This window comes from Paracoccus shandongensis (assembly GCF_017315735.1).
In the GTDB taxonomy this organism is placed as follows: domain Bacteria; phylum Pseudomonadota; class Alphaproteobacteria; order Rhodobacterales; family Rhodobacteraceae; genus Paracoccus; species Paracoccus shandongensis.
On sequence record NZ_JAFLRK010000041.1, the window covers coordinates 1 to 24431 of the forward strand.

Annotated in this window: 18 protein-coding genes and 6 pseudogenes; 9 read left to right on the forward strand and 15 right to left on the reverse strand. The window is 60.3% G+C overall.

Annotated features, from left to right (window positions below; genetic code table 11):
• Positions 1-95: 95 nt before the first annotated feature.
• The 4 genes and pseudogenes from JX613_RS17540 to JX613_RS20425 form a co-directional block, all read right to left on the reverse strand.
• Entirely contained in the window at positions 96-428 is a 333-nt protein-coding gene (locus JX613_RS17540) for a CFI-box-CTERM domain-containing protein (RefSeq protein WP_207102769.1), read from the reverse strand.
• A gap of 33 nt (positions 429-461) precedes the next feature.
• Entirely contained in the window at positions 462-2123 is a 1662-nt protein-coding gene (locus tag JX613_RS20000) for a calcium-binding protein (RefSeq protein ID WP_237168682.1), read from the reverse strand.
• Positions 2124-2233: 110 nt separating this feature from the next.
• Entirely contained in the window at positions 2234-2617 is a 384-nt protein-coding gene (locus tag JX613_RS17550; protein WP_207102770.1) for a hypothetical protein, read from the reverse strand.
• A gap of 1344 nt (positions 2618-3961) precedes the next feature.
• Positions 3962-4213: pseudogene (locus JX613_RS20425) on the reverse strand (ATP-binding protein); the annotation flags it as partial.
• A 294-nt stretch (positions 4214-4507) separates the two neighbouring features.
• Between JX613_RS20425 and tnpA the strand changes: the two are divergent.
• The 4 genes and pseudogenes from tnpA to JX613_RS17580 all read left to right on the forward strand — a co-directional run bounded on the left by tnpA (position 4508) and on the right by JX613_RS17580 (position 10211).
• The gene (tnpA, locus tag JX613_RS17560) at positions 4508-4873 is read left to right on the forward strand and encodes an IS66-like element accessory protein TnpA (protein ID WP_419538846.1); all 366 of its coding nucleotides are present in this window, start codon (positions 4508-4510) and stop codon (positions 4871-4873) included.
• A complete protein-coding gene (tnpB, locus tag JX613_RS17565) occupies positions 4870-5217 on the forward strand; it encodes an IS66 family insertion sequence element accessory protein TnpB (RefSeq protein WP_207102772.1) in 348 nt (115 codons plus the stop codon). Before tnpA ends, tnpB begins: the two co-directional genes overlap by 4 nt.
• Positions 5218-5276: 59 nt before the next feature.
• Positions 5277-6777, forward strand: a pseudogene (tnpC, locus tag JX613_RS17570) (IS66 family transposase).
• A 1325-nt stretch (positions 6778-8102) separates the two neighbouring features.
• A complete protein-coding gene (locus JX613_RS17580; protein WP_207102774.1) occupies positions 8103-10211 on the forward strand; it encodes a calcium-binding protein in 2109 nt (702 codons plus the stop codon).
• 282 nt (positions 10212-10493) lie between these two features.
• Here JX613_RS17580 and JX613_RS20430 read toward each other — a convergent pair.
• Together JX613_RS20430 and JX613_RS17585 are read right to left on the reverse strand one after the other, a co-directional pair.
• Positions 10494-10645: pseudogene (locus JX613_RS20430) on the reverse strand (IS701 family transposase); the annotation flags it as partial.
• 22 nt (positions 10646-10667) lie between these two features.
• Positions 10668-10805, reverse strand: a pseudogene (locus JX613_RS17585) (transposase domain-containing protein); the annotation flags it as partial.
• An 899-nt stretch (positions 10806-11704) separates the two neighbouring features.
• Between JX613_RS17585 and JX613_RS17590 the strand changes: the two are divergent.
• The 3 genes from JX613_RS17590 to JX613_RS17600 all read left to right on the forward strand — a co-directional run bounded on the left by JX613_RS17590 (position 11705) and on the right by JX613_RS17600 (position 12921).
• Positions 11705-11908, forward strand: a complete 204-nt coding sequence (locus JX613_RS17590) for a hypothetical protein (RefSeq protein ID WP_207102775.1) — start codon at positions 11705-11707, stop codon at positions 11906-11908.
• Between the two features lie 109 nt (positions 11909-12017).
• Positions 12018-12185, forward strand: coding sequence for a Mu transposase domain-containing protein (locus JX613_RS17595; RefSeq protein WP_207102776.1), 168 nt, complete (start codon positions 12018-12020; stop codon positions 12183-12185).
• Positions 12186-12429: 244 nt separating this feature from the next.
• Positions 12430-12921, forward strand: a complete 492-nt coding sequence (locus JX613_RS17600; RefSeq protein ID WP_207102777.1) for a RidA family protein — start codon at positions 12430-12432, stop codon at positions 12919-12921.
• Between the two features lie 166 nt (positions 12922-13087).
• Here the strand turns inward: JX613_RS17600 and JX613_RS17605 are convergent, their stop codons facing one another.
• From JX613_RS17605 to JX613_RS17640, 8 genes are all read right to left on the reverse strand, one after another.
• On the reverse strand, positions 13088-14689 hold the full coding sequence (locus tag JX613_RS17605; RefSeq protein ID WP_207102778.1) for an FGGY-family carbohydrate kinase: 1602 nt from the start codon (positions 14687-14689) through the stop codon (positions 13088-13090).
• Between the two features lie 9 nt (positions 14690-14698).
• Positions 14699-15427: an SDR family oxidoreductase gene (locus JX613_RS17610; protein ID WP_207102779.1), complete on the reverse strand. Its 729-nt coding sequence runs from the start codon at positions 15425-15427 to the stop codon at positions 14699-14701.
• A 14-nt stretch (positions 15428-15441) separates the two neighbouring features.
• The gene (locus JX613_RS17615) at positions 15442-16536 is read right to left on the reverse strand and encodes an ABC transporter ATP-binding protein (protein ID WP_207102780.1); all 1095 of its coding nucleotides are present in this window, start codon (positions 16534-16536) and stop codon (positions 15442-15444) included.
• Between the two features lie 56 nt (positions 16537-16592).
• Positions 16593-18038, reverse strand: coding sequence for an FAD-dependent oxidoreductase (locus tag JX613_RS17620; RefSeq protein ID WP_207102781.1), 1446 nt, complete (start codon positions 18036-18038; stop codon positions 16593-16595).
• A gap of 72 nt (positions 18039-18110) precedes the next feature.
• Positions 18111-19382 (reverse strand): ABC transporter substrate-binding protein, encoded by a 1272-nt coding sequence (locus JX613_RS17625; RefSeq protein WP_207102782.1) that lies wholly within the window; start codon positions 19380-19382, stop codon positions 18111-18113.
• A 27-nt stretch (positions 19383-19409) separates the two neighbouring features.
• Positions 19410-20243, reverse strand: coding sequence for a carbohydrate ABC transporter permease (locus JX613_RS17630; protein ID WP_207102783.1), 834 nt, complete (start codon positions 20241-20243; stop codon positions 19410-19412).
• Positions 20233-21105, reverse strand: a complete 873-nt coding sequence (locus JX613_RS17635) for an ABC transporter permease subunit (protein ID WP_207102784.1) — start codon at positions 21103-21105, stop codon at positions 20233-20235. The genes JX613_RS17630 and JX613_RS17635 overlap by 11 nt, the downstream gene beginning before the upstream one ends.
• Positions 21106-21185: 80 nt before the next feature.
• Positions 21186-22205, reverse strand: a complete 1020-nt coding sequence (locus tag JX613_RS17640) for a LacI family DNA-binding transcriptional regulator (protein ID WP_207102785.1) — start codon at positions 22203-22205, stop codon at positions 21186-21188.
• Positions 22206-22780: 575 nt separating this feature from the next.
• On the opposite strand from JX613_RS17640, the pseudogene istA reads away from it, so the two are divergent.
• A pseudogene (gene istA, locus JX613_RS17645) lies at positions 22781-24111 on the forward strand (IS21 family transposase); the annotation flags it as partial.
• A pseudogene (locus tag JX613_RS17655) lies at positions 24101-24301 on the forward strand (ATP-binding protein); the annotation flags it as partial. The pseudogenes istA and JX613_RS17655, both read left to right, overlap by 11 nt.
• Here JX613_RS17655 and JX613_RS20015 read toward each other — a convergent pair.
• A complete protein-coding gene (locus JX613_RS20015) occupies positions 24286-24420 on the reverse strand; it encodes a hypothetical protein (RefSeq protein WP_419538847.1) in 135 nt (44 codons plus the stop codon). The pseudogene JX613_RS17655 and the gene JX613_RS20015 sit on opposite strands and share 16 nt — an antisense overlap.
• Between the last annotated feature and the right edge of the window lie 11 nt (positions 24421-24431).

A 24431-nucleotide genomic window follows, 5' to 3' on the forward strand; every position in this document is an offset into this window, starting at 1 on the left:
CGGCGGTAGGGACCTCGTGATGTCATGGGCCTTCTCCGATCAAGGCCCGTCCAGCGTATCAGTTTTTCAGGGTCCTGTGGTCCAGCCCGAGGGGGTCACTCCAAGGTCATTCCAAATCTGGCCAATTGGGACAACAAATATCGTGCCGCACGTCCCAAGCAGTTGGTTGGCGTCGTAACACGTGCAAGTTTTGGGCCGATTTTCCAATAAAAGCGTATGAAGCGGCGGCCCAGTCTGAAGCGAACAAGATGGTTGTCGCGAAAGGCTCGTAAGGCGACGACATCTGGATGCAAGGGATCTCCGTAGGCAGCCGTTGCAACAAAACATGCTCCTCCGGCATGACTTTCCACTTCGTCTTCCTCCGGAGGCGGAAAAACCGATTCTTCATCCGTGCCCGGGATTACCCAACCATCGTCAGGATTATCCACCTCAGGCTCCTCAGGTGGGTACTCGCCGGGTTCTTATGGGTCGTCATCTTCATCCGGGTCAGTGTCCGGAGACTCTGTCGGGTCTTCGGGATCTGGCGTTTCATCCGGAATGTCCGGACCAAGTTCGTCGTAAAGTTCTGCTCTGTCGCGCCAGACTGTGTCGTCATGACCATCGGCCCAGGCAATCTCTGCCAGACACGACCCGATCTCATCGTACTGGTCAGCCGTCAGTTCCTCGAAAATCCCGTCAATCTGGTCGGCCGCCTTGGAACTCGGCGTGAAGTCGAAGATCTGATCTGCCAGCCCGGATACATACTGCGCACCATTGGTCAGGGACACGATCTTGCCCGTTGGCAAGGTGATCGACAGATCATCTCCATCAACATGCAGCGAAGCTTCAAGAGCTTCGCAGTCGGCGAACAGTCCTCCAAAGCCAAGTGTGTCATCTGCGGAAAAGTCCTTGATGATCACGTCACGGCTCCCATCCATCACGACCAGGTCGGAGCCTTCTCCAGTGGCAGCTTTTACGATATCGGTTGAGGATTCACCTCCAACGGCCAGCACGTCATTGCCCTTCCATCCAGACAAAGTGTCAGCACCGTCCCCAGAAAAGAGAACATCATCCCCTTCACTCCCCGAGAGAGCATCATCACCGCGACCGCCGAGAAGGACATCATTGCCCTTTCCGCCCTCCAGAGTGTCGTCGCCGACATGGCCACGCAGAATATCCCTGCCATTACCTCCGACGATTAGATCATCGACCTGCCCCGTGGTTGGGTCAGTGGCATTATGCGCACCCTCGATGACGTAGTCTCTGTCGGGATCTCCAATGACGACGATAAGCATTTCGTTGGTGCCGAGCGTAAACTCGTCGTTGAGGCCGCTGCCGGAAACCACCTTCATGTCGCCGCGCGCGTCCACGATCTTGTCGTCTGCCGGCAGGGAAACGGCGGACTCGTCATACCACGAGCTTTCCGGCGAGTCTGCAGGCACGATGTGATGGGCAAAGACGCCCTTGCCGGAAAGCGTGGAAAGATCGACCATGGCGTCCTTGTTCGACATGTTAGAAAGAAAGACGACCCGCTCTCCAGCCTCTTCGAACCCGGTAATTCCTAACTGGCCATGGATTTCGAAATCTTCAATCGCAGCCTGATCGGTCATCGTGGACTTGCCTATCAGGTGAGAGGATGCCAAGTCATAAACCTGCCCCATGGGGGTGGCGATCGCACCGATCTCTCCATTATTGCTTTCTCCAGGCGGGAATTTTGTGTCATAGAACTTGGTGGTTAGCCATTTGTAGGCCAAACCCCAATGATCCATAGAGTCGACACTGCTATCCACGTAACGACCGAATTCTTCAATCCAGATAGCGCCTTGGTTTACACCATAGACCTCACTGTCACCTTCATGAATTCCGACGTTGAACTCTGACAACGAGATTTTTAGATCAGTCCGAAAACCATTAATTGTTTCGAATACAGCAGCAGGCTTGATCGCACTATCTTTCTGAAGTTCGAAGTCTTTGTGAGGGTTAGGATAAGCGTGCTGATGGATGATATCGACCAGTTCGCGGTTTTCCGGTGAAATCTGGTCAGCAATCTGTTTGCTTTCACGAACCCCACTAGTACGCCACGCTGTGCCTGCTTGAAGTCCGATATCCGGGCGATCCCAATCATCACCCAGCCGGCTTGCCAATCGATCACTCAACCCGTCAAGAACAGGAATCTGATGGTTTGCTATGATGCCGTAATCTGTCGCGGTGATTTCCGCCTAGTATTCGTTCCCGATCTCAAACCCAGATATGGTCACATCGCGAACTTCGAGGATCGCTTTTTCAAGTTCGCCAACGTATTTTGGAACCCGGCAGAGTCGAAGCTTCTGTCAGCCGAGTTGTAGAACTGGAAGGTGGGGATAACGATCGAGATGCTGCTGCCGCTATCTTCGCACAGATGCAGAGCTTCTCGGAGTGTCATGACATAACCGTCCGAACTGGCCTCCATGGGTGCTCCGAATATCTTGGACAAGCCGCCGTTTTCCCATGTCTGTCCTTCTGTTATCCCGCCACCAGGATAACGCAGATTGGTAAACGTGATTTCCTGGAGCATCTCGCGAAACGGCGAGTCGGTCAGGGCGGAATCATTGGTCAGGACAATATTGCCTCCAAAATGCCCTTGATGAATGGCTCCCACAACGCCCTCCCACCTGTCGATGACGGCTGGAGGATGGTCGCAACAATGCTAATACTGCTTTAAAACACGAATATGGATTATGTAGAATTTTAGAAAACGCTGCGTTTGTCTTATGCCTCTCAAATGCTTTTATGGCAACAGGCCGAAGCCTGCGCTATGACAGCATCCGCACACGGATGAAAGCTAAGGTGCTAAGAGGTCAAGCAAGTTGATGAGTTTATTGGACCAGCCGATCTATCTTTAAGGGCGAAAACTTAAAAAAAGATTAGCTTTTAGAAACCAAGGATAAAAATTTTTTCTTAGTGCTGAATTAAAAGTAGGTATGCTAGAACGACTGTAACGGGACTGGCCATTGAGACCGTAAGGCAAATCCAGCTTCACGAGGTGCATTCGTGGCCTGATCGGTTTCTGGCGGGTGATCTGCCGGGGAGTGACAATGGGTCGTCTCGAGAACGAGGCGCGGACGGTAATGATGGTGTTGCTGAAGCAGGGCCATTGGCAAGGCAGCGGCGGCACCCGAGGCAATTGCCCACTAGCGCAGTCAGTAGCCTGCAGGCCGGGTGAACTTGGCAGCACTGCGCACGATTGGCTGAAGCGCGAGCATGACTACGACAGGAGCCTGAAGTCAGTCCAACGCTATTGGTAGCGGACGTTTCCAGCACCGGCCCTCCGGGCACGGCGGCAGATGGAGGCGCCGATGGGGGCACAGGCCTAGATGAACTGGGCCAAGTATCCCGACTTGGTAATCGGCAGCGAGCCCGCCAATCCTGTCGCGCTCGTGGTAACGCTGTCGTGGAGCCGCAAGCGCGAAAATGGATTTCCAAGCTTGGCTGGCCGACGTCACCGCCCGCATCTCCGACCTGGCTGTGTCACGGCTCCTGACCTGCTCCCTTGCAACTGGAGCACCGCCAACCAAGTCAAGACTGCCTGATCGCGGCCTCCGGCATTGGTTTAAGACAAGTGTCGGCTCTCGGGGAAATGAGATTTTTTGTTCGGATGTCACTGCAGAGAGTTTCGAGGTCGGCAATATGCATCTCGATCTGCAACTGGGCGTCTGCGCTATCTTCGGGTGACAAGGCAAAATTGTCTGCATGTGCCCGGCAAAGCATGACAGCAGTATGAGCTGAGATTAGATAGTCGTTCAGCGTCCTGGCGTTCATCGTTCGGCGCATCGCGTATCCTTCAGAATCATTTACACGTATTACTTGGAAGAAGAATGCACAAAAGGGGTGAAAAAACTGTAAACCTTGGGGCGGGGTGGTGACAGCGTAGATAGCTTGGGTAGGGGATTGACTGAAACTCTATGTATCTGATGGGCTCGATCCAGTTTTTAGATTGCACATTTCACGAAAGATGGACATCGATTCTACGCGATCGTGGGGACTCATTGCACGGCATTGTGGGCAGCCACTTCAGACCTCGGGCAGGTTGGCCGACCGCTTCATGGAGGCAGGCATGAGCCGTTGGGTCAAGAGGTCTCAAATGGGAATCGTGCTTGAGCATACTCTCTCCGGTAAGCGTCAGGCGGCGTGCGTTATGGACGAGGCGATCAAGGATGGCGTCGGCCAAAGTTGGATCACTGATGGCCTTGTGCCAGTGCTCAACCGGACGCTAGCTGGTGATGATCGTCGAACCCCGTCAGTGTCGGTCTTCTAGAATTTCGAGCAGATCGCGTCGCTCCGATGATGTGGCGCAGCAACCCAGTTCCCATTTGTCCAGAATGATTAGTTCGGTCCGGGCAGCAGCTTGAGCATCCGGGGATAGCGTCCGTGCCCCGGACGATGGCTAGGACCTTAAAGAAACGAGGTAAGCGTCCGGTCTGACTGCTTTGTCGCGCGTTGAACGTGGGAGATAGTGTCCGCTATAGACAGTGGACACTATGGTGCGAGCGTGGCGCGTCGGACAAAGCGGCTTTGGACAGACGAAGAGAATCGGTCAATCTGCCTGCAGACGACGGCTCCGGGCGTTTCGGTTGCGCAGGTGGCGCGCCGTTATGCGGCGAACGCCAACATGGTGTTCAAGTGGCTGCGTGATCCGCGTTATGCCCCTGAGACAACAGCAATGGCGGCTACCCCTGCCTTCCTGCCCGTGGAGATCATAGACCATGTCAGGAAGGATGATCTGGTCGTGACCCGCGAGCCGACACGCCCGCAGGAACTGATCGAAGTCGAGCTTGCGGGCGGTCATCGGCTGCGGATCACCGGCAGTTACGATCCTGATGCTTTGGCGCGCCTGATCCGGGGCCTGACAGCATGATCCCCATGCCAGTCAACACACGGGTTTGGCTGGCGGCCGGGGTGACGGACATGCGCAAGGGTTTTGCGGCACTCGCGGCCCAGGCCGAGGCGGTGCTGAAGCAAGATCCGTTTGCCGGGCACCTGTTCGTCTTCCGCGGCCGTCGCGGCGACTTGGTCAAGGTCATCTGGTGGGATGGGCAAGGTGCCTGCATGTTCATGAAGCGGCTGGAGAAGGGCCGGTTTGTCTGGCCCTCGGCCAAGGAAGGCAAGGTGGCTCTCACGCCTGCGCAGTTGTCGATGCTCCTGGAAGGGATCGACTGGCGGGCACCCGAACGAACCTGGCGACCGCTGGCGGCAGGATAATCCACAGGAGTTGCGGGCAAAGGATTCCCACGAGGGATTGAGCAGAATAAGTTGTCTGCATGCTGGATCAGGCCGTAACCTTGCCGGACGACCCCGAGGAGCTGCGCGCCTTCACCGCACGGCTTCTGGCTGAGGTAAAGTCGCAGGCGATCCTGATCGAGAAGCTGCGCCATCAACTGGCCGGTCACCGGGCGCACCGATTTGGCGCCTCCTCCGAGACTGCAGACCAACTGCAACTGGCCCTGGAAACCAGCGAGATTGCCGCCGCCGCGATGACCGCGCGGATGAAGCTTCCCGACATCCAGGAGAAGGACAAACCGAAGCGCCGTCCGATCCCGGACCACGTCCTGCGCATGGAGGTAGAGGTGACGCCCGGCACAGATGCCTGTGCCGACTGCGGCGGGCAACTGCGCCGGATCGGCGAGGATGTGACGGAAGAGCTGGAATATGTGCCGGGCCGCTTCATCGTGAACCGGATTGTGCGGCCCCGGCTGACCTGCGCCTGTTGCGAGCGGTTCATGCAAGTCCCGCTGCCGTCGCGCCCGATCGAGCGTGGCCGCCCCGGACCTGGCCTGCTGGCCTATGTGCTCGTCAGCAAGTATGCCGACCATCTCCCCCTCTACCGCCAGAGCCAGATCTTCGACCGCGAAGGGCTCGACCTGGACCGCTCCACGCTGGCAGACTGGGTCGGCAAGAGCACGGCCTTGCTGGAGCCCTTGGCTGACGCCATCGGCCGCCACGTCCTGTCGGCCGAAGCGATCTTCGCCGATGACACCCTCGTCAGCATGCTCACCCCCGGCGCCGGCAAGACCCAGACAGCACGGCTCTGGACCTATGCCCGCGACGAACGGCCGTGGGCAGGAACCGCCGCGCCCGCCGCCTGGTATCGGTTCTCCGGCGACCGCAAAGGCCAGCATCCCAAGGATCACTTGGCCCGATACCATGGCTGGATGCACGCCGATGGCTATGCCGGGTTCGAGGACCTCTACCGCTCCGGCGCCATCCGCGAAGTCGCCTGCATGGCCCATGTCCGGCGCAAGTTCGTCGACATCCACCGATCGCAGGGCTCCCCAATTGCCGAAGAGGCCATTGGCCAGATCGCCCAACTCTACGCTGTCGAGAAGGAAGCCCGAGGGTCACCGCCGGATCGTCGCGCAGAACTCCGAAAGGCTCATGCCGCTCCGGTCTTCGACGATTTGGAGCGATGGCTGGCGATGCAACTCGCCACGATCTCGGGAAAATCCCCCCTTGCGGCCGCCATCCGTTACGCCCTTGCCCGCATGGAACGCCTGCGCCCCTATCTCGACTACGGCATCTTGGAACTGGACAACAACACCGCCGACCGCGGCATGCGCGCCATTGGCCCTCGGGCGCAAAAACTACCCCTTCGTCGGCTCCGAGGCAGGCGGGAAGACCGCCGCCCTTGCCCGCACCCTGATCGGAACCGCCAAGCTCAACGCCGTTGATCCCCACGCCTGGCTCGCGGACACCATCAGCCGCCTCCCAGACTATAAGATCACCAAGGTCAATGATCTGCTGCCATGGCACTGGAACGGGTAGCAGTCAGACCGGACGCTTACGAAACAAGGCACCCGGTGATAGGCGCCCATACGCCCGTCGCGGTAGGTCTTGCGACCGAGAACCCAGCCGATCCAACTTTTTCCGAGGCCGGTCGGGCCAGTGAGAAGCAAGTTCTCGCGTCCGGAGATCAGGCCCCGTCGATCAGGTGGGCGATAACAGCGCGGGCGATTCCGCGCGGTGTGCGCAGATCGAGAGCCTCGACGCAGGCGGCTCGGCGCGGCGTGGCGAACTTGAGTCAGGTGAGCGAGCGCTTCGCGTCTCGCTAGGCTACCTTGTGATCGACAAGCAAACCAATCCGTTCCTCGAAGGTGAGGCTGTCGAAGGTAGCGGCCGATAAGCGCATTAACGGTGCTGATGGGGTGGCTCTTGGGTGTGTTCCGAGACCACCGCCCACCGTTCAGAGCAAAGAGGGGAATGCAGTTCGCCTTGGCCAAGCACACGTAGGTCAGGTAGCCGTCGGTGCAGAGAACGGTGTTGGGTACCATGACCGGCAGAAGCGACGCGGACACTGCCAGGAGGCTCATGTCCGCAATAGCCTCGAAGATCCGGTGCCCGGAGCGATCAGTGGCCGCGAGAAGATTTCGGTCCCAAGCGCGCCAGCCGCCGAGCGGCGCCTTCATCGTGGCATTGCGGCACAAATAGGACGCCCACGGCTGCCGTGGCGGTATTGTGTACGCTGCCTGATTGGCCCGGTATCATATCCATTCTGGAGATCCCTTGAGGCTCTCGTGCTAGCGCGCCTCGTGGGCCTCGAGGATGCCGGCAAGCGCCCCTTTCCGCTCTAGCGGCCCCGCACGGAGGACAGCCATCCGCCAGCACCATGTCTTGTGGCTAGAGGCCCCAATTCGTTAGCCGCGAGCCGGCAGGGCCAGGGCTTTTCCGCCTCGAACATGTGCGCACCAGTCCAAAGCGCGATGCCTAACCCAGCATCCGTGTCTGTTCCATTCCGCATAGTGGCGATGCGCTGAGGGCATATGCTTTGGCACCGCCACATGGCTGCGCCGCCCTAGGCAGAGCGGATGGCAGGCCACCCCCCGGTGTCATGCTGCCCCCTCTTTTCTCACCAACAGGAGCAGATTACTGCGGGAAAATCAAGGAGCAGTGAAGCCATGTCAGAAAACGTCATAGTAAAGGAAATGCAGAACCTCACAAGTAGCAAGTTATTTCTCAATATCTCGAATGGTCAAACGATTAAAATCTTAATAAAAGTCGCGAATTTTGGACGGCACAAAGCTTTCTCCCGAATTGTTTCCTCGACACTTCGACCATAGACTTGCCTGATACACGCGAAACTCGAGGCTATCATGGTATCTGTTCACAGCGGACATTTTGGTGGAAACATTGTTCTTACGAACGATTCAGCGAAAACTAACTCCGCTTTCCAAAACATGTTAGATGAAATTTATTTTTACAACCTCCGGTATCCAGGCGGAGGAGTCACCGAGGGGCAGACGTGGAAAAATGGTGGACTAGCCAAGATGTTCGGTTCGCCCATGGATCCCAGCGAAGAGGGCTATGTGATGACCTTGCGGGAGGCACTAGCACTTTGTGAAGAAAACCGCAGTAGCATCTCGATCGTCATTCCCACATTCCAGTTCTATGACCGCACAACGCAAAAATTTGATACAATAGGTTTTGACAGATACATCAAAGAACTAGAAAAGGCTATCTTGGATCATCCTAACGCTCGCATCTCAGCTTTCGAGATTGGAAACGAATACTGGGCAGAAATTAATGCTGCGGAGTATGGATTTATTGCCAACAAACAGATCCCATTTCTGGATAGGCTAAATGATAATTTGGCTGCAAAGATTGGAAGTGGATGGGATGATCCCGCTATCGGGATACAAGCCGGCACTGCTTGGCGCGCAAGCGGCGAAAAAGAAAGCAAGCAAATTGCAGAACAAATTTCCCTCGATAACAGGAAGCTGGTAGACACGATCTACCAGCATGCTTACCCAAATCCAAACAAAGACTTTGATACTCAGAAGGACGGGGCAATAAAACCTGCCCTTGTTTTTGAAAAATTGAAAGGATTTAACAAAGACCTGAAAATTTTCCTATCTGAGTTCAACATCGGCATCCACGCGAGCCAAGAAGCACATTACGGGGTCAACCAAGGTGCAGTCTGGATTGAAGAGTTTGGACGCTATGTCGATGCGGGTGTAGACGGTATGGACCATTGGGGTCTGGCCTACAAATGGCTGACCACCAAGTTCTATGATACGAAATTTCCATCTTCTGAAAGTGTAGGCGGTGAGATCACCGCCATTGCCACTCCCATGGGACAAATCTATGATCTTGCATCTTCTCATCTGGTCGGAAAATCCACAATGAGCGACGAAGCGGCAGTGAAAGGTTTATATGTAAAAGGAGAGGTTGGCGTCACAGGCTTTGAAGAAGATGGAGAGCGGGTCGTTTTTCTGTCTAATACATCAGGAAAGGATACGACCATCGATGTTTCCAAAATTAATGGCCAAGCAGTATTTGGCCATCATATTGTACCAGCTGACTCGCCCGAGACTCCTTGGTATGATGAGTCCATCGTGGGCTTGCCTTCATCCGACAAGATCTTGGATGCGCGTGGGGATATGAAGGTCATTTCAGGATATCATTTTGATTATGAGTTTACGCTATCAAACAATGAAATGCTAGTTCTTGTGATTGGTGACGCAGACAGAGACTACATCATAGAAGGTGCTCACAACGTTTCAAATTATAATTTGGGACAAGTCGATGATTTTATTATAAGCAATCAGGGCAGTGATATTTTGAGAGGTCATGCAGGCAATGATACTCTTGACGGTGGAAAAGGCAATGACGTGTTGTCCGGTGGCCAGGATAACGATGTTCTACGTGGGAGCGATGGGAACGATGTGTTGCTATCTGGAAACGGTGCCGACGTATTATCAGGCCAGACAGGAAATGACTTACTTCTGATCGGCGGCACTCAGTCGGACGATGCGATATCCGCCTTTGGAGGGACAGGTGCAGATTTGTTCATCCTAGATAACGGGCGCGATGTTGTCATCCAAGATTTTACCCGCGATGATACCTTAGGCTTTGGAGGGCTATTTTCTGACCGTAATGCTTTTAATTCTGCTTTGCTGGTGGTCGGAGAGAACTTGATCATTTCCTTAGGTGATTGGAAATATGTCTTAATTCTCAATGGTGCTAAATTCCGTACAAATCTTGTTGATATGGTTCTTGATTTTAAATCCAGCAATTTAGTGGAAAATTGCATCGGAAATATTATTGATTATTTCACTGATGAACAGCGTGGAGAATTTTGGCAGGAATTTAAAGATCTTGCCCAATCTCCTAAACAGAATGAAAGCATTTGGGACGAGCATGCGAGTGGTTTTGAAACATTCGAGAGGACAGATCATCTTTCATGGAGTGATGATCTTTGATCGGCCCTAGTGTTCTCAGTCTGACGGTTGATACTGGCTTCCACGGTGTTGATTTCCACCCAGAACTGAGCCGGCATTGGAATGAACACCTCGGGCTGGACCACATTGCGCCACCTGAACTAAGTACTACTCTGCCACCTTCATATCCGGAGGTGGTAGGCCACGTGCTTGCGGCAGTGGGGACAGAGGCCCGCGAAGTCGCTGAGTGTGGCCAGAAGCCGCCGGCGCACCTGCAGCAAGGATGGGGTTGAAGGCCGCCACGGACTGGTGGTGGTTTTTCCCAAGCCGCAGATGCTGAAGAAAGGCAAAGGCGATTACCGTCATGAGCGCATGATGGTGCAGGCCCCGCTAGCTGCGACTTCGAAGTGATCAAGGCCGATCTCCTCCTTCATCTGCAGGTGCATCAGCTCGCAGACCGAGCGGCGCTTGATCGTAAGCCCATGGCGGAGACCGCGGTCAGGCAGCCTTGACTTGGCTGGCTTCAGCGCTCCAGTGCCACGGCATCAATTCGGGCAGCCATGAGACAGGCAGGTCGGAGATGGGGGCGATGACATCGGCCAGCCAAGGCTGCGGGTCTATGCCGCTCAACTTCGCGCCACGCCGTACTGACGCCCTGTCCGACAGCGTGCCTTAGCGGCGTAATCCAAGAGATGCGACCAGGATTGGGGCGTTACAATACAGGTTTATGGTCCGAGGGCTTCCGGTAAGTCTCGCGCGACATAGCGGCTCGTCCGGCGCCGACACTCAGTCCGCTTATTTGGTTCGGCCTGATGATGTGACCGCCCCCGACGGCATCCATCTGATGTGCCATATGTGAACGGCTCCTTCCTGCAAGTGTGAGTGCTGGACGTAATCTCCCCAAAACGGCTGGATGAAAATTCCCTAGTTTGGCGCTGATGCCGATGCTGAGGGGGCATGGGCATGTCCCCTCAGCATCGGTGGCGCAGAATCTCCCTGTTGATGCCAGAGGAAAGGCGCGCAGGTGGTTGGATTGAGGGAGATCGTGATGATCTTGGAATTGCAGCGACAAGGGCTTGGCATCAGCGCGATTGCGCGACAAACCGGGCTCGACCGTAAAACAGTGCGTAATACCTAAAACGGGGCCTGGAGGCGCCGGTATATGGATCCAGAGAGCCGGGTGATCGGCTCGCAGGCTGCATCGCGAGATCAAGGCCATGGGTTATAGGGGGCTTATTCCACGCTCACGGAGTATCTCCGGCTGGTCCGGCCCGTGGCGCCGCGGCAGTTCGAGCGTCGCTTCGAGACACTCGCGGGCCAGTAGGCTCAGGTGGACTTTGCCGAGTTCCAGGTGGAGTTCACCTCCGAGCCCGGCCTCGTGCACAAGGTCTGGCTGTTCAGCATGGTGCTGGGACACAGCTGCTGGCTCTGGGGACGGTTCTGCCCGAACCAGTCGCTGGACACGGTCATGCGCTGCCATATCCGCCGCCTTCGATGCGATGGGCGGGGCTTGCACCGAAATCCTGTATGATCGGATGAAGACCGCCGTCATTGGCGAGGATGCGGCGGGCGTCGTCACCTACAACGCATCCCTGGTGGCGCTGCTGGCCTATTACCGGTCGGCGCCGCGGGCGTGTCAGCCGTATCGGCCAAGACGAAAGGCAAGGTCGAGCGGCCGTTCCCCTACATCCGGCAGGACTTCTTTCTCGGGCGCAGCTTCCACGATCTGGACGATCTGAACGCCCAGTTCGAGGAATGGCGTACGACCATTGCCAATCCCCGGGTGCATGCCACCACCCGTCGGTTGTGGACGAGCATTTTACCGAAGAGAAACCACACCGGCGACCCTTGCCCACCCATTCCTCCGATGCGGTTCTGACGGTCGAACGGCGCATCAGCCAGGAAGGCCTCGTCGCGGCGGGTGGCAATCAATACAGCGTTCCCGACACCACGCGGCGGCAGACCGTCGAGGTCCAGAACCATCCGGCCGAGGTCCGGATCTTCGAGGATGGCTAACTCATCGCCAGCCATTCCGTGCTGGAGGGCAATGGAGTGAACCCCTTGGGCTGGACCACAGGACCCTGAAAAACTGATACGTTGGACGGGCCTTGATCGGAGAAGGCCCATGACATCACGAGGTCCCTACCGCCGGCACTATGAAGGCGAAACCACGGCGGAAGACGTGGCTGCGGCGCGTTGACATCGGCAAGGGGGCCGCTGCAGGCCTCCTTTCACCAACCCCAACACAAGGTCTCAAGACATGAAAAAAGTCACGCTTCTCGCCACGGCCCTGGCCCTTGGCGCGGCCCCCATGCTGGCCCACGCGCAGGACATCATCCGCCACAAGACGCCCGGCTCGGACTTTCCCATCGCCCGCGCGGTCGAAGTCCCCGCAGGCAAGACCACCGTCTATCTGAGCGGAATGGTGCCCTCGGTCGCCGATCCCGCCGCCGATCCCAAGACCCCCGAGGCTTGGGGCGACACAAGGACGCAGACCGTCAGCGTGCTGAACGCCATCGACGCGGCGCTGAAGGATCTGGGCCTGACCATGGGCGATGTGGTCAAGATGCAGGTGTTCCTGGTCGCCCCCGAAGGCGAGGCCGCCGATTTCTCGGGCTTCATGGAAGGGTATAGCGAATATTTCGGCACGCAAGCCCAACCCAACCTGCCCGCACGCTCTGCCATGATCGTCGACGCCTTGGTCAACCCCAACTGGCTGGTGGAAATCGAAGTGACCGCCGTGCGTCCGTGATCTTCTAAACGACCCTGCCCGGCGGATGGTTCTACCGGGCAACCCTCCTTGGGGTTATCCAGGTGCCTTATGCCGCGTGGCCGAGGCCTCCAGCGGCGATTTGCCCTCGAACTCGGGGACATTGCCACCGACTGGCCACCCTGAAGGTCATGTGTTCTGGATCAGATCATCCCTTGGCTCCTCTCAATGTCGCCTGCAAGGCCTGGAAAGTGGCGAAGCGTGCCTCATGGACAGGGCTGGCGGCAGCATCGGGTTGGTATTCCGCCGCCGGACGCGACATTGCGGCCATGGCCCTAGCCATGTCCACGAAAGTGCCCGAGGCAACTGCCCCCAGAATTGCCGAACCAAGCAACACCGGCTCGGTCGCCTCGCTGGCAAGCACCGTCTTGCCGGTCCCGTCCGCCAGAAGCTGGCGCACCAGGTCAAGCTGCCCCGCCCCGCCCGAGATCACGATCCGGTCCACCGGGGCGCCCGCCTTGTCCTGCGCATCAATGATCTGGCGCAGCCCATAGGCGATCCCGCAAAGGCCCGCGACATAGAGCGCCACCAGACTGTCGATGTCGCGCTCCATCCCCAGTCCGGCGACGATCGCGCGGGCATGGGGATCGGCGAAGGGCGCGCGATTGCCCAGGAACTCGGGCACGACATGAAGCCCCCGGGCCAGGGATACCGCCTGTGACAGGCCGGAAACCCTGCCTGCTGCACGTCCGGCCAGCCAGACCGGCAGCGGCTGGCCCGCGGCTTTCGCGGCCGCCTCGGCTTCACCGGCTGCGGGATGGAAGGCCAGAAGCTGCTCGATTGCGGCGCCTGCGGCGGATTGCCCGCCTTCGTTCAGCCACATGCCGGGGACCATGGCTTGGAAATACGGTCCCCAGACGCCCGGCACGAAGACCGGATCGCGCGTGGTCGTCATGGTGCAGGACGAGGTTCCGAAGACATAGGCAAGGTTGCTTTCGGCGGTGCCGGTCATGCCCACGGTCCCGATGCCCCCCGCATGGGCGTCGATCAGCCCGGCTGCCACCGGAATGCCCGCCTGCAGGCCAAGGTTGGCGGCGGCATCCGCCGTCAGCCCCTGCCCCAACGGCGTGCCGGGCGCCACGACCCGCTGTCCGATCCGGACAAAGCCGTCATCCGCCAGATCGCCCAGGCCGATGCTGCGGAAGTAATCGGGATCCCAGCGGTCCTCATGGGCCAGATAGGTCCATTTGCAGGTGACCGTGCAACTGGACCGCGCCGGATCGCCGGTCGCCCGCCAGCTCAGATAATCTGCAAGGTCAAAAAACTGCCCCGCATCTGCATAGGCCTGCGGCATGTTCTCGCGCAGCCACAGGAGTTTCGGCGTTTCCATCTCGGGCGAGATGACATTGCCCACATAGCGCAGCACCGGATGGCCCTGGGCGTTGATGCGTTCGGCCTGAGCGACGGCCCGGTGATCCATCCAGAGGATGATGTTGCGCCGATTGTTGCCCGATGCGCTGACGCTCAGCGGCTGGCTGTCCCGGTCCAGCACCACCAGCGAACAGGTGGCATCAAAGCCGATCCCCGCAATGGCGGCGGGATCGGTGCCCGCTCCGGCCACCGCCTCGCGGGTTGCCGCGCAGACGGCGGACCAGATGTCGTCGCTGGATTGTTCCGCGATATCGGCTCCCTCGCGCCACAGCGCGATGTCGCGCTTGGCTGACGACAGCATGTGCCCGGCGGCGTCGAACAGGCCTGCGCGGGCGCTGCCGGTGCCCACGTCGATGCCCAGGAAGATCGGCTCTGTCATGGCGGCCCCTTACAGATCGACGCTGTTGGGCAGGATCACCAGATCGCGGATCACCACGTTGCGCGGCCGCGTCAGCATGAAGATCACCGCCTCGGCCACCTCGGTCGGCTGCATCAGCGATCCGTTGGCCAGTGCCTCCTCCATCTTGGCCTTGGGCCAGTCATCCAGCAGTGCCGTCACCACGGGCCCCGGCAAAACGGCCCCCATTCGGATCCCGTGCTGAGACACCTGCCGCCGGGTCGCGTGCAAAAAGGCCTGCACCGCGAACTTCGACGCCGTATAGACCGGCTCCCACACCACCGGGACCACGCCCGCCACCGAGGAGGTGAAGATCACGTCGCCGGTCTTGCGCTCGATCATCCCCGGCAGCACCGCCCGGACGCTGCGGAAGGCCGCGTTGATGTTGAGGTTCAGCATCCGGTCCCAGGCACCGGGATCGCCTTCGGCCGCAGGGCCGCCGATATAGGCGCCGGCATTGGCGTGGAAGATGTCCACCGGCCCCGCGATCTCTTCGATCCGCGCGGCGATGCCGTCCACCTGCGCGCCGTCCAGCAGGTCCACGACCAGCGGATGCGCTTCGGGGCCAAGCTCCCGGCAGAGGCTTTCCAGCCGGTCGGCGGCGCAGTCGATCAGTACGACCTTCGCCCCCGCCGCCAGCATCGCGCGGGCGCATTCCAGCCCGATCCCCGAGGCGGCTCCGGTGACGGCCGCAACCTTGCCCTTTAAATCCTGTGCCATGTCCGTTTCGTGCCTTAATGGGGAGTTGCGGTGGTGTCAGGTAGGTCGCTGGCGGGAAACAGCCGTGCGTCCCCAGGGTCGAAGGAAAACGAGATGTCTTGGTCGGGCGACAGTTCCAAGTCTCCCGGAACCACAGCCAGAACCGATGCTCCGCTGGTCAGCCTGATGTTCACCACCGTCTCGGTTCCCATTCGTTCGAGCAGCGCGACCTTGCCCCGCAGAGCGCAGCGTCCTTCGGCTTCGCCCGGAGTCAGGATTTGCGGCCGGATGCCCAGGACAGCCTGACCGCGCGCCCCGACCCTGCCGGCAGCAAGCGTCATGGGGCTGATGCCGGAGGCCGAGACACGGGCCATTCCGCCGTCGATGCTTTCGACCGTAACCGGCAGGAAATTCATCCGCGGGCTGCCAATGAAGCCTGCGACAAAAGCGTTGCAGGGGTTGCGGAACAGGTCGATGGGACGGCCCACCTGCTGCACCACGCCGCTGTTCAGCACCACGATCCGGTCGGCCAGCGTCATTGCTTCGACCTGGTCATGGGTCACATAGATCATCGTCGCGCCCAGGCTGCGATGCAGCTTGGCGATCTCCATCCGCATGTCCATGCGCAGCGCGGCGTCCAAGTTGGAAAGGGGTTCGTCGAACAGGAAGACAGACGGATCCCGGACAATGGCCCGGCCGATGGCGACCCGCTGGCGCTGGCCTCCGGAAAGCTGGCTGGGCTTGCGGTCCAGAAGATGGGTGATCTGCAGGATTTCCGCTGCACGCGCGACGCGGGCCGCCGCCTCGGCCTTTGGGGTCTTTCGCAGCGACAAGCCGAAACCCATGTTCTCGGCCACGGTCAGGTGCGGATAAAGCGCATAGGACTGAAAGACCATGGCGATGCCCCGGTCGCGCGGAGAGATGTCGTTGGCGCGTTTGCCCCCGATCTCGAGCGTGCCGCCAGAGATCTCCTCAAGTCCCGCGATCATCCGCAGCAGCGTGGACTTGCCGCAGCCCGAAGGGCCGACAAACACCACGAATTCGCCGTGGCGAATGTCCAGGTCCACCCCCTTGATGACGGCATGGCCGCCATAGTCCTTCTCTACACCCGAAAGCCGTAAATCGGCCATGGCGTTCCTCCTTCTTGGACGTGGCGGGCCCTTGCGGGCAAGGGCCCGAAGGCGGCTCAGGCCGGAATGGCGACAGCCTCGGTCTCCGGGGTCAGGCGCTCGCCCATCATGCCGCGCAGATAGGCGCCATGGGCCAGCAACTCGCGCCGCAGGGCATGGACATCAATCTGGTGCGGGCGGACGCCCTGCTTCACCGCCATGGCCGCCGCGCGACCGGCGGCCTCGCCCATGGCCATGCAGGTCGCCATCACCCGGATCGCGCCCATGGCCTCGTGCGTGGTCGAGATGGCCCGTCCGGCGACGATCAGGTTCTCGACCGCTTGCGGCAACAGCGAACGGTAGGGAATGTCATAGCAGTCGCCGCACCAGATCAGCGTGCAGCCCTCGTCGCCGGGGCGGTGGATGTCGATGGGATAGGAGGCCACTGCGATAGAGTCCTCGAAGTGGCGGCAGCCCAGCACGTCCTGTTCGTTCATGACGTAGCGTCCGACGATGCGGCGTGTCTCGCGGATGCCCAGGAAGGGCGCGGTCTTGGTGAAATGGGCGTTCTCGAAGCCTGGGACATAGTTCACCAGGTATTCCACGATGTCGTCGATCTGCCGCCGCGCCACGATCTCTCCGTTCGACAGCGACCGCGCATCGGTTCCGTCCGTGCCCGTGACCCGGGTCATGTTGATCCAGGCCTCGCCCGGCTTGAGGCCGGTGATGATGATCGTGCGTTCGTTCGGAATGTCGAGATTGCGTTCCTTGCGGGCCTTGGCCATCACCTCGCGCAGGCCGACCACGATGAACTGGTGGTTCTGGCCGAAGTAATCGGCGGGAATGAAGTCGGTCAGATAGGTGCGCGCCTCCCTGGGGGAATTGGCGATGGCCATGCGCAGCTTGTCGGTATCCACGTTCGACAGGCAGAACATCAGCGTGGGCGGCTGCATTCCACCGTGTTCGTTGCCCTTCTCGGTCGGCACGCCCGCCCGGTGAGCCACATCGGCGTCGCCGGTGCAGTCGATCACCACCTTGCCCATGACCGCGCTGCGGCCCGATTTGCTTTCGGTGATGACGCCACGGATGGCGGTCCCGTTCTCGTCCATCACCACGCCCGCGACGAAGGTGTAGAAGACGACATCCACGCCCGCCTCGGTCAGCATCTCCAAGCCGACAGTCTTGACCGCTTCCGGCTCGACCAGGGTGATGCCCATGTGCAGCGGGCAAGCCCGATGTTCGGACGCCGCGTCGCGGGTCTTCAGGCGGTCGATGAACTTCTGGGGCAGGCCCTCGATGATCTGGTTGCCCCTCTGGCCCAGGAAACCCAGCACCGGCAGGCCGATCGTCATGTTGCCGCCGACAAAGCTGCGGCTTTCCAGAAGCCCCACGCGCAGGCCGTCCTCGGCCGCGGCCAAGGCGGCGATGAGGCCCGCCGGGCCGCCGCCGATGACAAGCACGTCGTATTCGGCACTGACAGGGATCTCGCGGGCGGGTTCTTGGATGGTCGAAGTCTGTGCCATGGTAAGCAGAATCCTGATGAATGGTCTTGAAGTTTGGGCCGGGCCGACGGTGTGGCCCGGCTGGTGTCATGGTCAGGGCAACAGGGGCGCGACCCGGGCCGCGATCGCCTCGACGGCCTCGGCGGGGGACTTGCGGCCCAAGACGGCCAGTTGCACTTCCTCCAGGAACAGGGCCTGTGCGCGCGCCGCCTCGGGGAAAGGCGGGAAGGCGCCGCGGCCATTGGCCAGGGCTTCCGCCTCGATGGCAGCCAAGGGGTTCTTCTCGACCAGCTTCGGGTCCGAGAAGGTCGAGACCCGGGCCGGCCCGTTCCCGTTCAACGCCATGCCCAGCGTCGTCTCGGGAGAGGCGACCTGCTTGATATAGCTCCAGGCCAGTTCCTTGTCCTTGGCGTTGGTGGGGATCACCATGGCCCAGGCCTCGACAACCGTCGCCATCGGCGTCTTGCCCGCCAGGGCCTCGGCCACGGGGAAGCCCACGGCCGTGATCCGGCCCGAGAACTTCGACTGCTCCGGGTCGTTCAACTGCGCGGCGCGGGCGAAGGGCAGAACGGTAAAGGCGGCGCGGCCCTGCTGCATCCAGGTCACCTGGTCGTCGTTCTTGGTGGTGGCATAGCTGCGTGGCAGGGCGCCGTTCGCAAACATTCCTGCCAGGACCGTCAGCGCCTGTTCCATCGCGGCGGCGTCGGGCAGCAGCTTGAAGTCCGGAGTCAGGAAATCGCCGCCGAAGGCCCGTGCGAACATCACCGGGAAGACTGCAAGATCAGAGGCCAGAATCATGCCGGTGGCGATCTTGTCATCCGTGATCTTCTGCGCCTGCGCCACCAGTTCCTCCAGCGTGGCAGGCGGAGCCGAGAAGCCCGCCTGCTCCAGCAGGTCCAGGTTGCAGAACAGCGCCTGCGTTGCGGTGCGGACCGGGATGCCGATCAGCTTGCCGTCGATGGTCATGCCCTTGATCAGGCCGGGGGCGATGTCGTCAAAATCCGCGATGGCGTCCTTTTCCATCCAATAATCAAGCGGCTCGAACAGCTTTGCAATCTCGGAAGTGGGGCGGTTGTCCACCAGATAGCCGACGCCGAATTCGGTTTCCGGCAGGCTGGCCTCGCGGAACAGCCGGTCCATCAGCGGGTTGGAATCGAAGGTCGTGAAGGCCAGATCGGCGTCGTTCGCCTGCTTCCAGGCCGCCATCAGGTCGGCCTCACCCTCGCCCAGCGAGGTCTGGTGGACCCTGTGGCTGAGGATGTTGAGGGTCTTTCCCGCCGCCAGCGAGGGTGCTGCGGCGATCAGCGCCAGGGTGGCGGTTGCCCCCGCCAGAAAGCCGCGCCGGTTCGTCTGCAGTGTCTTCATGATGTTTCCTCCCCAAAATAAACGTTGTCAGCCCTTGGTGGCGCCTGCGGTCAGCCCTGCCACCAGATAGCGGTTCATCAGGATCACGAAGGCCAGCACAGGTGCCAGTTGCACCGTCGAGGCCGCAAACAGCACGCCCCAATCCACCCCGTCGATCGAGCCGATCATCTCGGATATGACCAAGGGCGCCGTCTTGGCGTTGGTCCCGGTGAATATGAAGGCGAACAGGAACTCGTTCCACGCGAAGACCACCACGAAGACCGCCACCGCCAGGATTCCGGGCGCGGCCAGCGGCACGATCACCCGGCGCAGGATCGTCAGGCGGCTGGCGCCGTCGATGGCCGCGGCCTCGTCCAGGTCGCGCGGGATCTGGTCGATGAAGGTCCGCATCAGCACCGTTCCCATCGACACGAAGAACGTCGCGTAAAGGATGATCAGCACAAGATGGGTGTCTGACAGGCCCAGCCGGTTCACGATGGGAAACAGCGGCAGCGTCACCACAATCGGCGGGATCAGGCGCACCGCGATCAGGCCTACTATGGACAGTTCCAGCCAACGCGCCGCATGGCGCGAGAACACATAGCCCGCGCAGGTCGAGGCGATGACCGCCAGAAGCGTCGCGCCCACCGTCACGACGGCCGAGTTCCACAGCCCCCGGAAGAACACGCCCCATTGCGTCCACAGCGTGACGTAGTGCTGCAACGTCGGCTGGAACGTCCACTGTGGCGGCACGGCAAAGATGTCCTGCCCCGGCTTGAGGGACGACGTGACGATGAAAACAATGGGAAACAGCGACCAGAACAGGATGGCCGCCACGGCCACTGCCTTTCCCAAGCGGATCAGAAGGGTTTCAGCGCGCATTCTTCACCTGCCGACGCAAAAGCCAGATATATCCCGAAGCCAGCACCAGCGAGGCTGCCACCATCAGAAGGGCGGTGGCCGACGCCGTGCCGAAGGCGTTGTAGCTGAAGGCTTCCTGATAAAGGTAGACCGCCACCACCTCGGTCGATCGGGCCGGGCCGCCGCCAGTCAGCAGCCAGACCTCCGAGAACATGCGGAAGGCAAAGATATAGCGGAACAGCAGCGCCACCAAAATCGCAGGGCCCATCAGCGGCAGCGTGACACGCCAGAAGCATTGCATCCTAGAGGCGCCGTCGATGCGCGCGGCCTCGTAAAGATCTGACGGCATGGCCAGCCGGGCGGCGTAAAGGATCACGAAGGTGAAGGGCAGGTGCATCCAGATCGTCAGCAGGACGATCATCACCGTCGCATGGACCGGATCATAGGACCATTCCAGGACCGGCAGCCCAAGCGTCTGCATCATCAGCGTGATCGGCCCGATGTCCAGATCGAACAGAAAGCGCCACATGGCGACCGCCACCACCTCGGACACGGCATAGGGCGCCAGCACGGCGACCAGCAGGATGCGCCGGAACGGGATGCCGCTGTTGAAAAGCAGCGCCATGCCCAAGGCCACAAGCATTTCAAGATGCACGGCCACCACGACGATCACGACCGTGTTCCACATCGCGCTGCGGAAGGCGGGATCGGACAGGACGCGCAGATAGTTGCTCCATCCGGTGAACTCGGGCGCCTGGCCGAAGCTTGACACGTGGAAGCTGAGCCAGACGACATAGATCGACGGCAGGATCACCACAACCAACAGCAGAAGCTGCACGGGCGCCAGCAGGGGGACAACCCCCATGAATGTCGTCTTCCTCACCACGTCCTCCCCGACCGGACGAACCGGCCGCTTCCTGTTTCCGTCCGGGTCATCCGCGTCCCGGCCACCCTTGCGCAGGTTTACGCCGCCCCTGGCACTGTGCGGGGTGCGCAGACCGAATTCCGGCGTTGCAGCGGCGCGTCCAGAGTGAGCCGGACAGGCTCGTCCCTCGACCCCCCGATCCGCGCCATGAGGCAGGACCAGGCCGATTGGGCAATGTTCGAGATCGGCTGGCGCACCGCAGAAAGCGGCGTCTTGCGCGCCGTCATCCAGGCGTAATCGTCGAACCCAACAAGCGACACGTCTCCCGGCACGTCGATTCCCGACTGGGCAAGGGCTGTCAGCGTTGCAAGGGTTGTCACGTTGGTCATCGCAATAACAGCAGTCGGATGCCCCTCGCGTGCGAGGCAAGCCGCCATCCGCGCGGCCCCGTCTTCGACATCGGTGCCAAGTTCGGCAATTCGCGGCGTCACGGCCTCTGCATGGCAGGCATCAATGATGCCGCGGATACGATCGGCGATGGGACGCAGGCCTGCAACCGAAGCGGCAACAAGGATCTCGCGGTGGCCCATTTCCAGCACATGCCGGGCAGCCTCCCGGCCAGCGGCATGGTTGTCGACAACAACGGTATCGACAGGCAGATCCTCCTCGCCGATCCGGTCAACCAGCACGATCGGCAGGGTGGCCATCTCACGCCTCAACGCTTCCGGGATGGCATTCGTGCAGGGCACGGCGATCAGGCCAGAGGGCTTCCAGCCCAGCAAGGCATCCAGTTGCGCAGCCTCTCGTGCGGCGTCATCGCCCGACGTCGCGACAAGCACCTGGTATCCGTCGGCCTCGGCCATCTCCTCCAGATCCGAGACGAGCGCGGCGAAGAATGTATCAACAAGGCTGGGGACCAGAACTCCAACCACCTTGACCCGTCCCGTGCGCAGCTGCGAGGCGGCGATGTTCTTCTGGTAACCCAGCATCCGGGCAGCCTCTTCCACGCGCTGAACGACCTCAGGGCTGACGACCTTCCGGCCGCTGAATGCATTAGACACGGTAGCAATCGATACTCCCGCTTCTGCCGCCACATCCCTGATTGTGATTGTCGCCATGACTCTCATGTAAACGTTTAACTACTTGGTAAAACGTTTATCCATTCGCCCTTCATGCTGTCAAATGAAAAAGTATAGGAAGCCTGCAAAGACAGCAGCTAACTTATGGGGATAGCGCTTATCACCGCTGAGTTGTGACGCCTGCTGCGTGCTGTCGGCAACTGCTCCCCCCTCCTTCGGTAACTGGGGCAGATTTCCTGGCAGTTTGGTTCAAGTTGGTCGAAGGGTGACAAGCTCGGAGAGGAGAGGGATACCTCCTGCTGATCGGTTCAGCCCAAGCCGATCGCCGAGACAGGCAAAGAAGGCGATGCTGAGCTTTCGGCAGGTCTTCATCAGCTCGAGCAAGACATCGCGGGCCTGGCGCAATCGGCGCTCATCGTGCCGCCCGAGATCCGGCGCTTGGTGATGCAGGCCCGCAGGTCGTTTTCGGAGGCTTTGGTGTGGAGCGGGATCCCGGATCGCTCCGGCACCTTCAGCAGCTCGGCCTTTCGCCTGTGCAGGGGGCGAGCAACCGGCCCCGTTCCTTGTAGCGGGTGCGTCGGCCGAAGATGTCGTTGAAGCGTTCGGCGAGGACAATCAAGCCGTCCTTTGCCACGCCGGACCGCCCGAGCAAGCTTGATCCTTTCGCCGAGAAGCTGGCCGGCTGGTTGAGGACGAAGGCCGGCAAGTCGCGCAAGCAGCGGCGGACGCTGAAGCAGATGCATGCCGATCTGGTCAAGCTGGGCTTCACCGGCTCCTACAACCGGGTTGCGGCCTTTGCGGGGGACTGGCGGACAAACCGACAACGGAAACAGCAGACCACAGGACGCGGCACCTTCGTTCCGCTGCCTTTCCGACCGGGAGAGGCCTTCCAGTTCGACTGGAGCGAAGACTATGGGCATCTGACCGACGAGCGCACCAAGCTTCAGATGGCCCATATCAAGCTGTCGCATAGTCGGACCTTCCTGTTGCGCGCCTATCCACTCCAGACCCACAAGATGGTGTTCGATGCCCACTGGCACGCGTTCCGCGTCTTTGGCGGTGTGTCTGAACGCGGCATCTACGACAACATGAAGACGGCGATGGATCGTGTGGGCCGTGGTAAGGAGCGGCAGGTCAACCTCCGCTTCCTCACCATGGCCAACCACTATGTCTTCGAGCCGGAGTTCTGCAATCCGGCCGCAGGCTGGGAGAAGGGACAGGTCGAGAAGAATGTTCAGGACTCCCGCCATCAGGTCTTGTACGGGATGCCGGGCTTTCCCGACCTTGCCACGATGAATGCCTGGCTAGAACAGCGCTGCCTCAAGGTGTGGCAAGAGACCCCACACGGCACGCTGCCGGGCACGATCGCCGATGTCTGGGCTGAGGAGCGGGCTGCGCTGATGCCTTTGCTCCCCGCCTTTGACGGCTTCATCGAACTCAGCAAGCGCGTCTCGCCCACCTGCCTGATCAGCTTCGAGCGCAATCGTGACACGCGTGCCGACGTCATTCGCGAACCGGCCTGTCAGCCTGCGGATCTATCCAGACCGGCTCGTCGTGGCGGCATTATCTTGCTGTTCTTCAGCACAAGCCCAGGGCTCTCAGGAACGGAGCGCCATTTGCGGAACTGCCGCCTGCCTTCCGGCAGTTGCAGGAGCAGATGCTGCGCAAACCCGGGGGTGATCGCGAGATGGCCGACATCCTCGCCATGGTTCTCCAGCATGACGAGCAGGCGGTTCTGACGGCTGTGGAATTGGCCCTGGCCGAGGGCGTGGCGACCAAGACCCATGTGCTGAACCTCCTGCACCGGCTGGTCGACGGCAAGGTCATCGGAGGGCCGCCCCTCGATACCCCGCAGGCCATTGCCCTGCGCCGCGAGCCAAAGGCCAATGTCGAACGCTACGACGGCCTGCGGGCTCACATCATCGGAGGCCATCATGCATCATGATCCTGCCAGCGGCGCCATTGTCATCATGCTCCGCAGCCTCAAGATGCACGGCATGGCGCAGGCCGTCACCGACCTGATCGAGCAAGGGGCGCCGGCCTTTGAAGCAGCCGTGCCGATCCTGACACAGCTTCTCAAGGCCGAGATGGCCGAGCGGGAGGTCCGCTCCATCGCCTATCACATGAAGGCGGCGTGCAAGGCAGCAAGCGCCAGTTCCGTATCCAGGTGCTGCGATAGCGCATAGCCTATGACCTTGCGGCTGCAGGCATCCAGGATGACGGCCAGATGGCAAAAACCGGCCGCGACACGGATGTAGGTGAAGT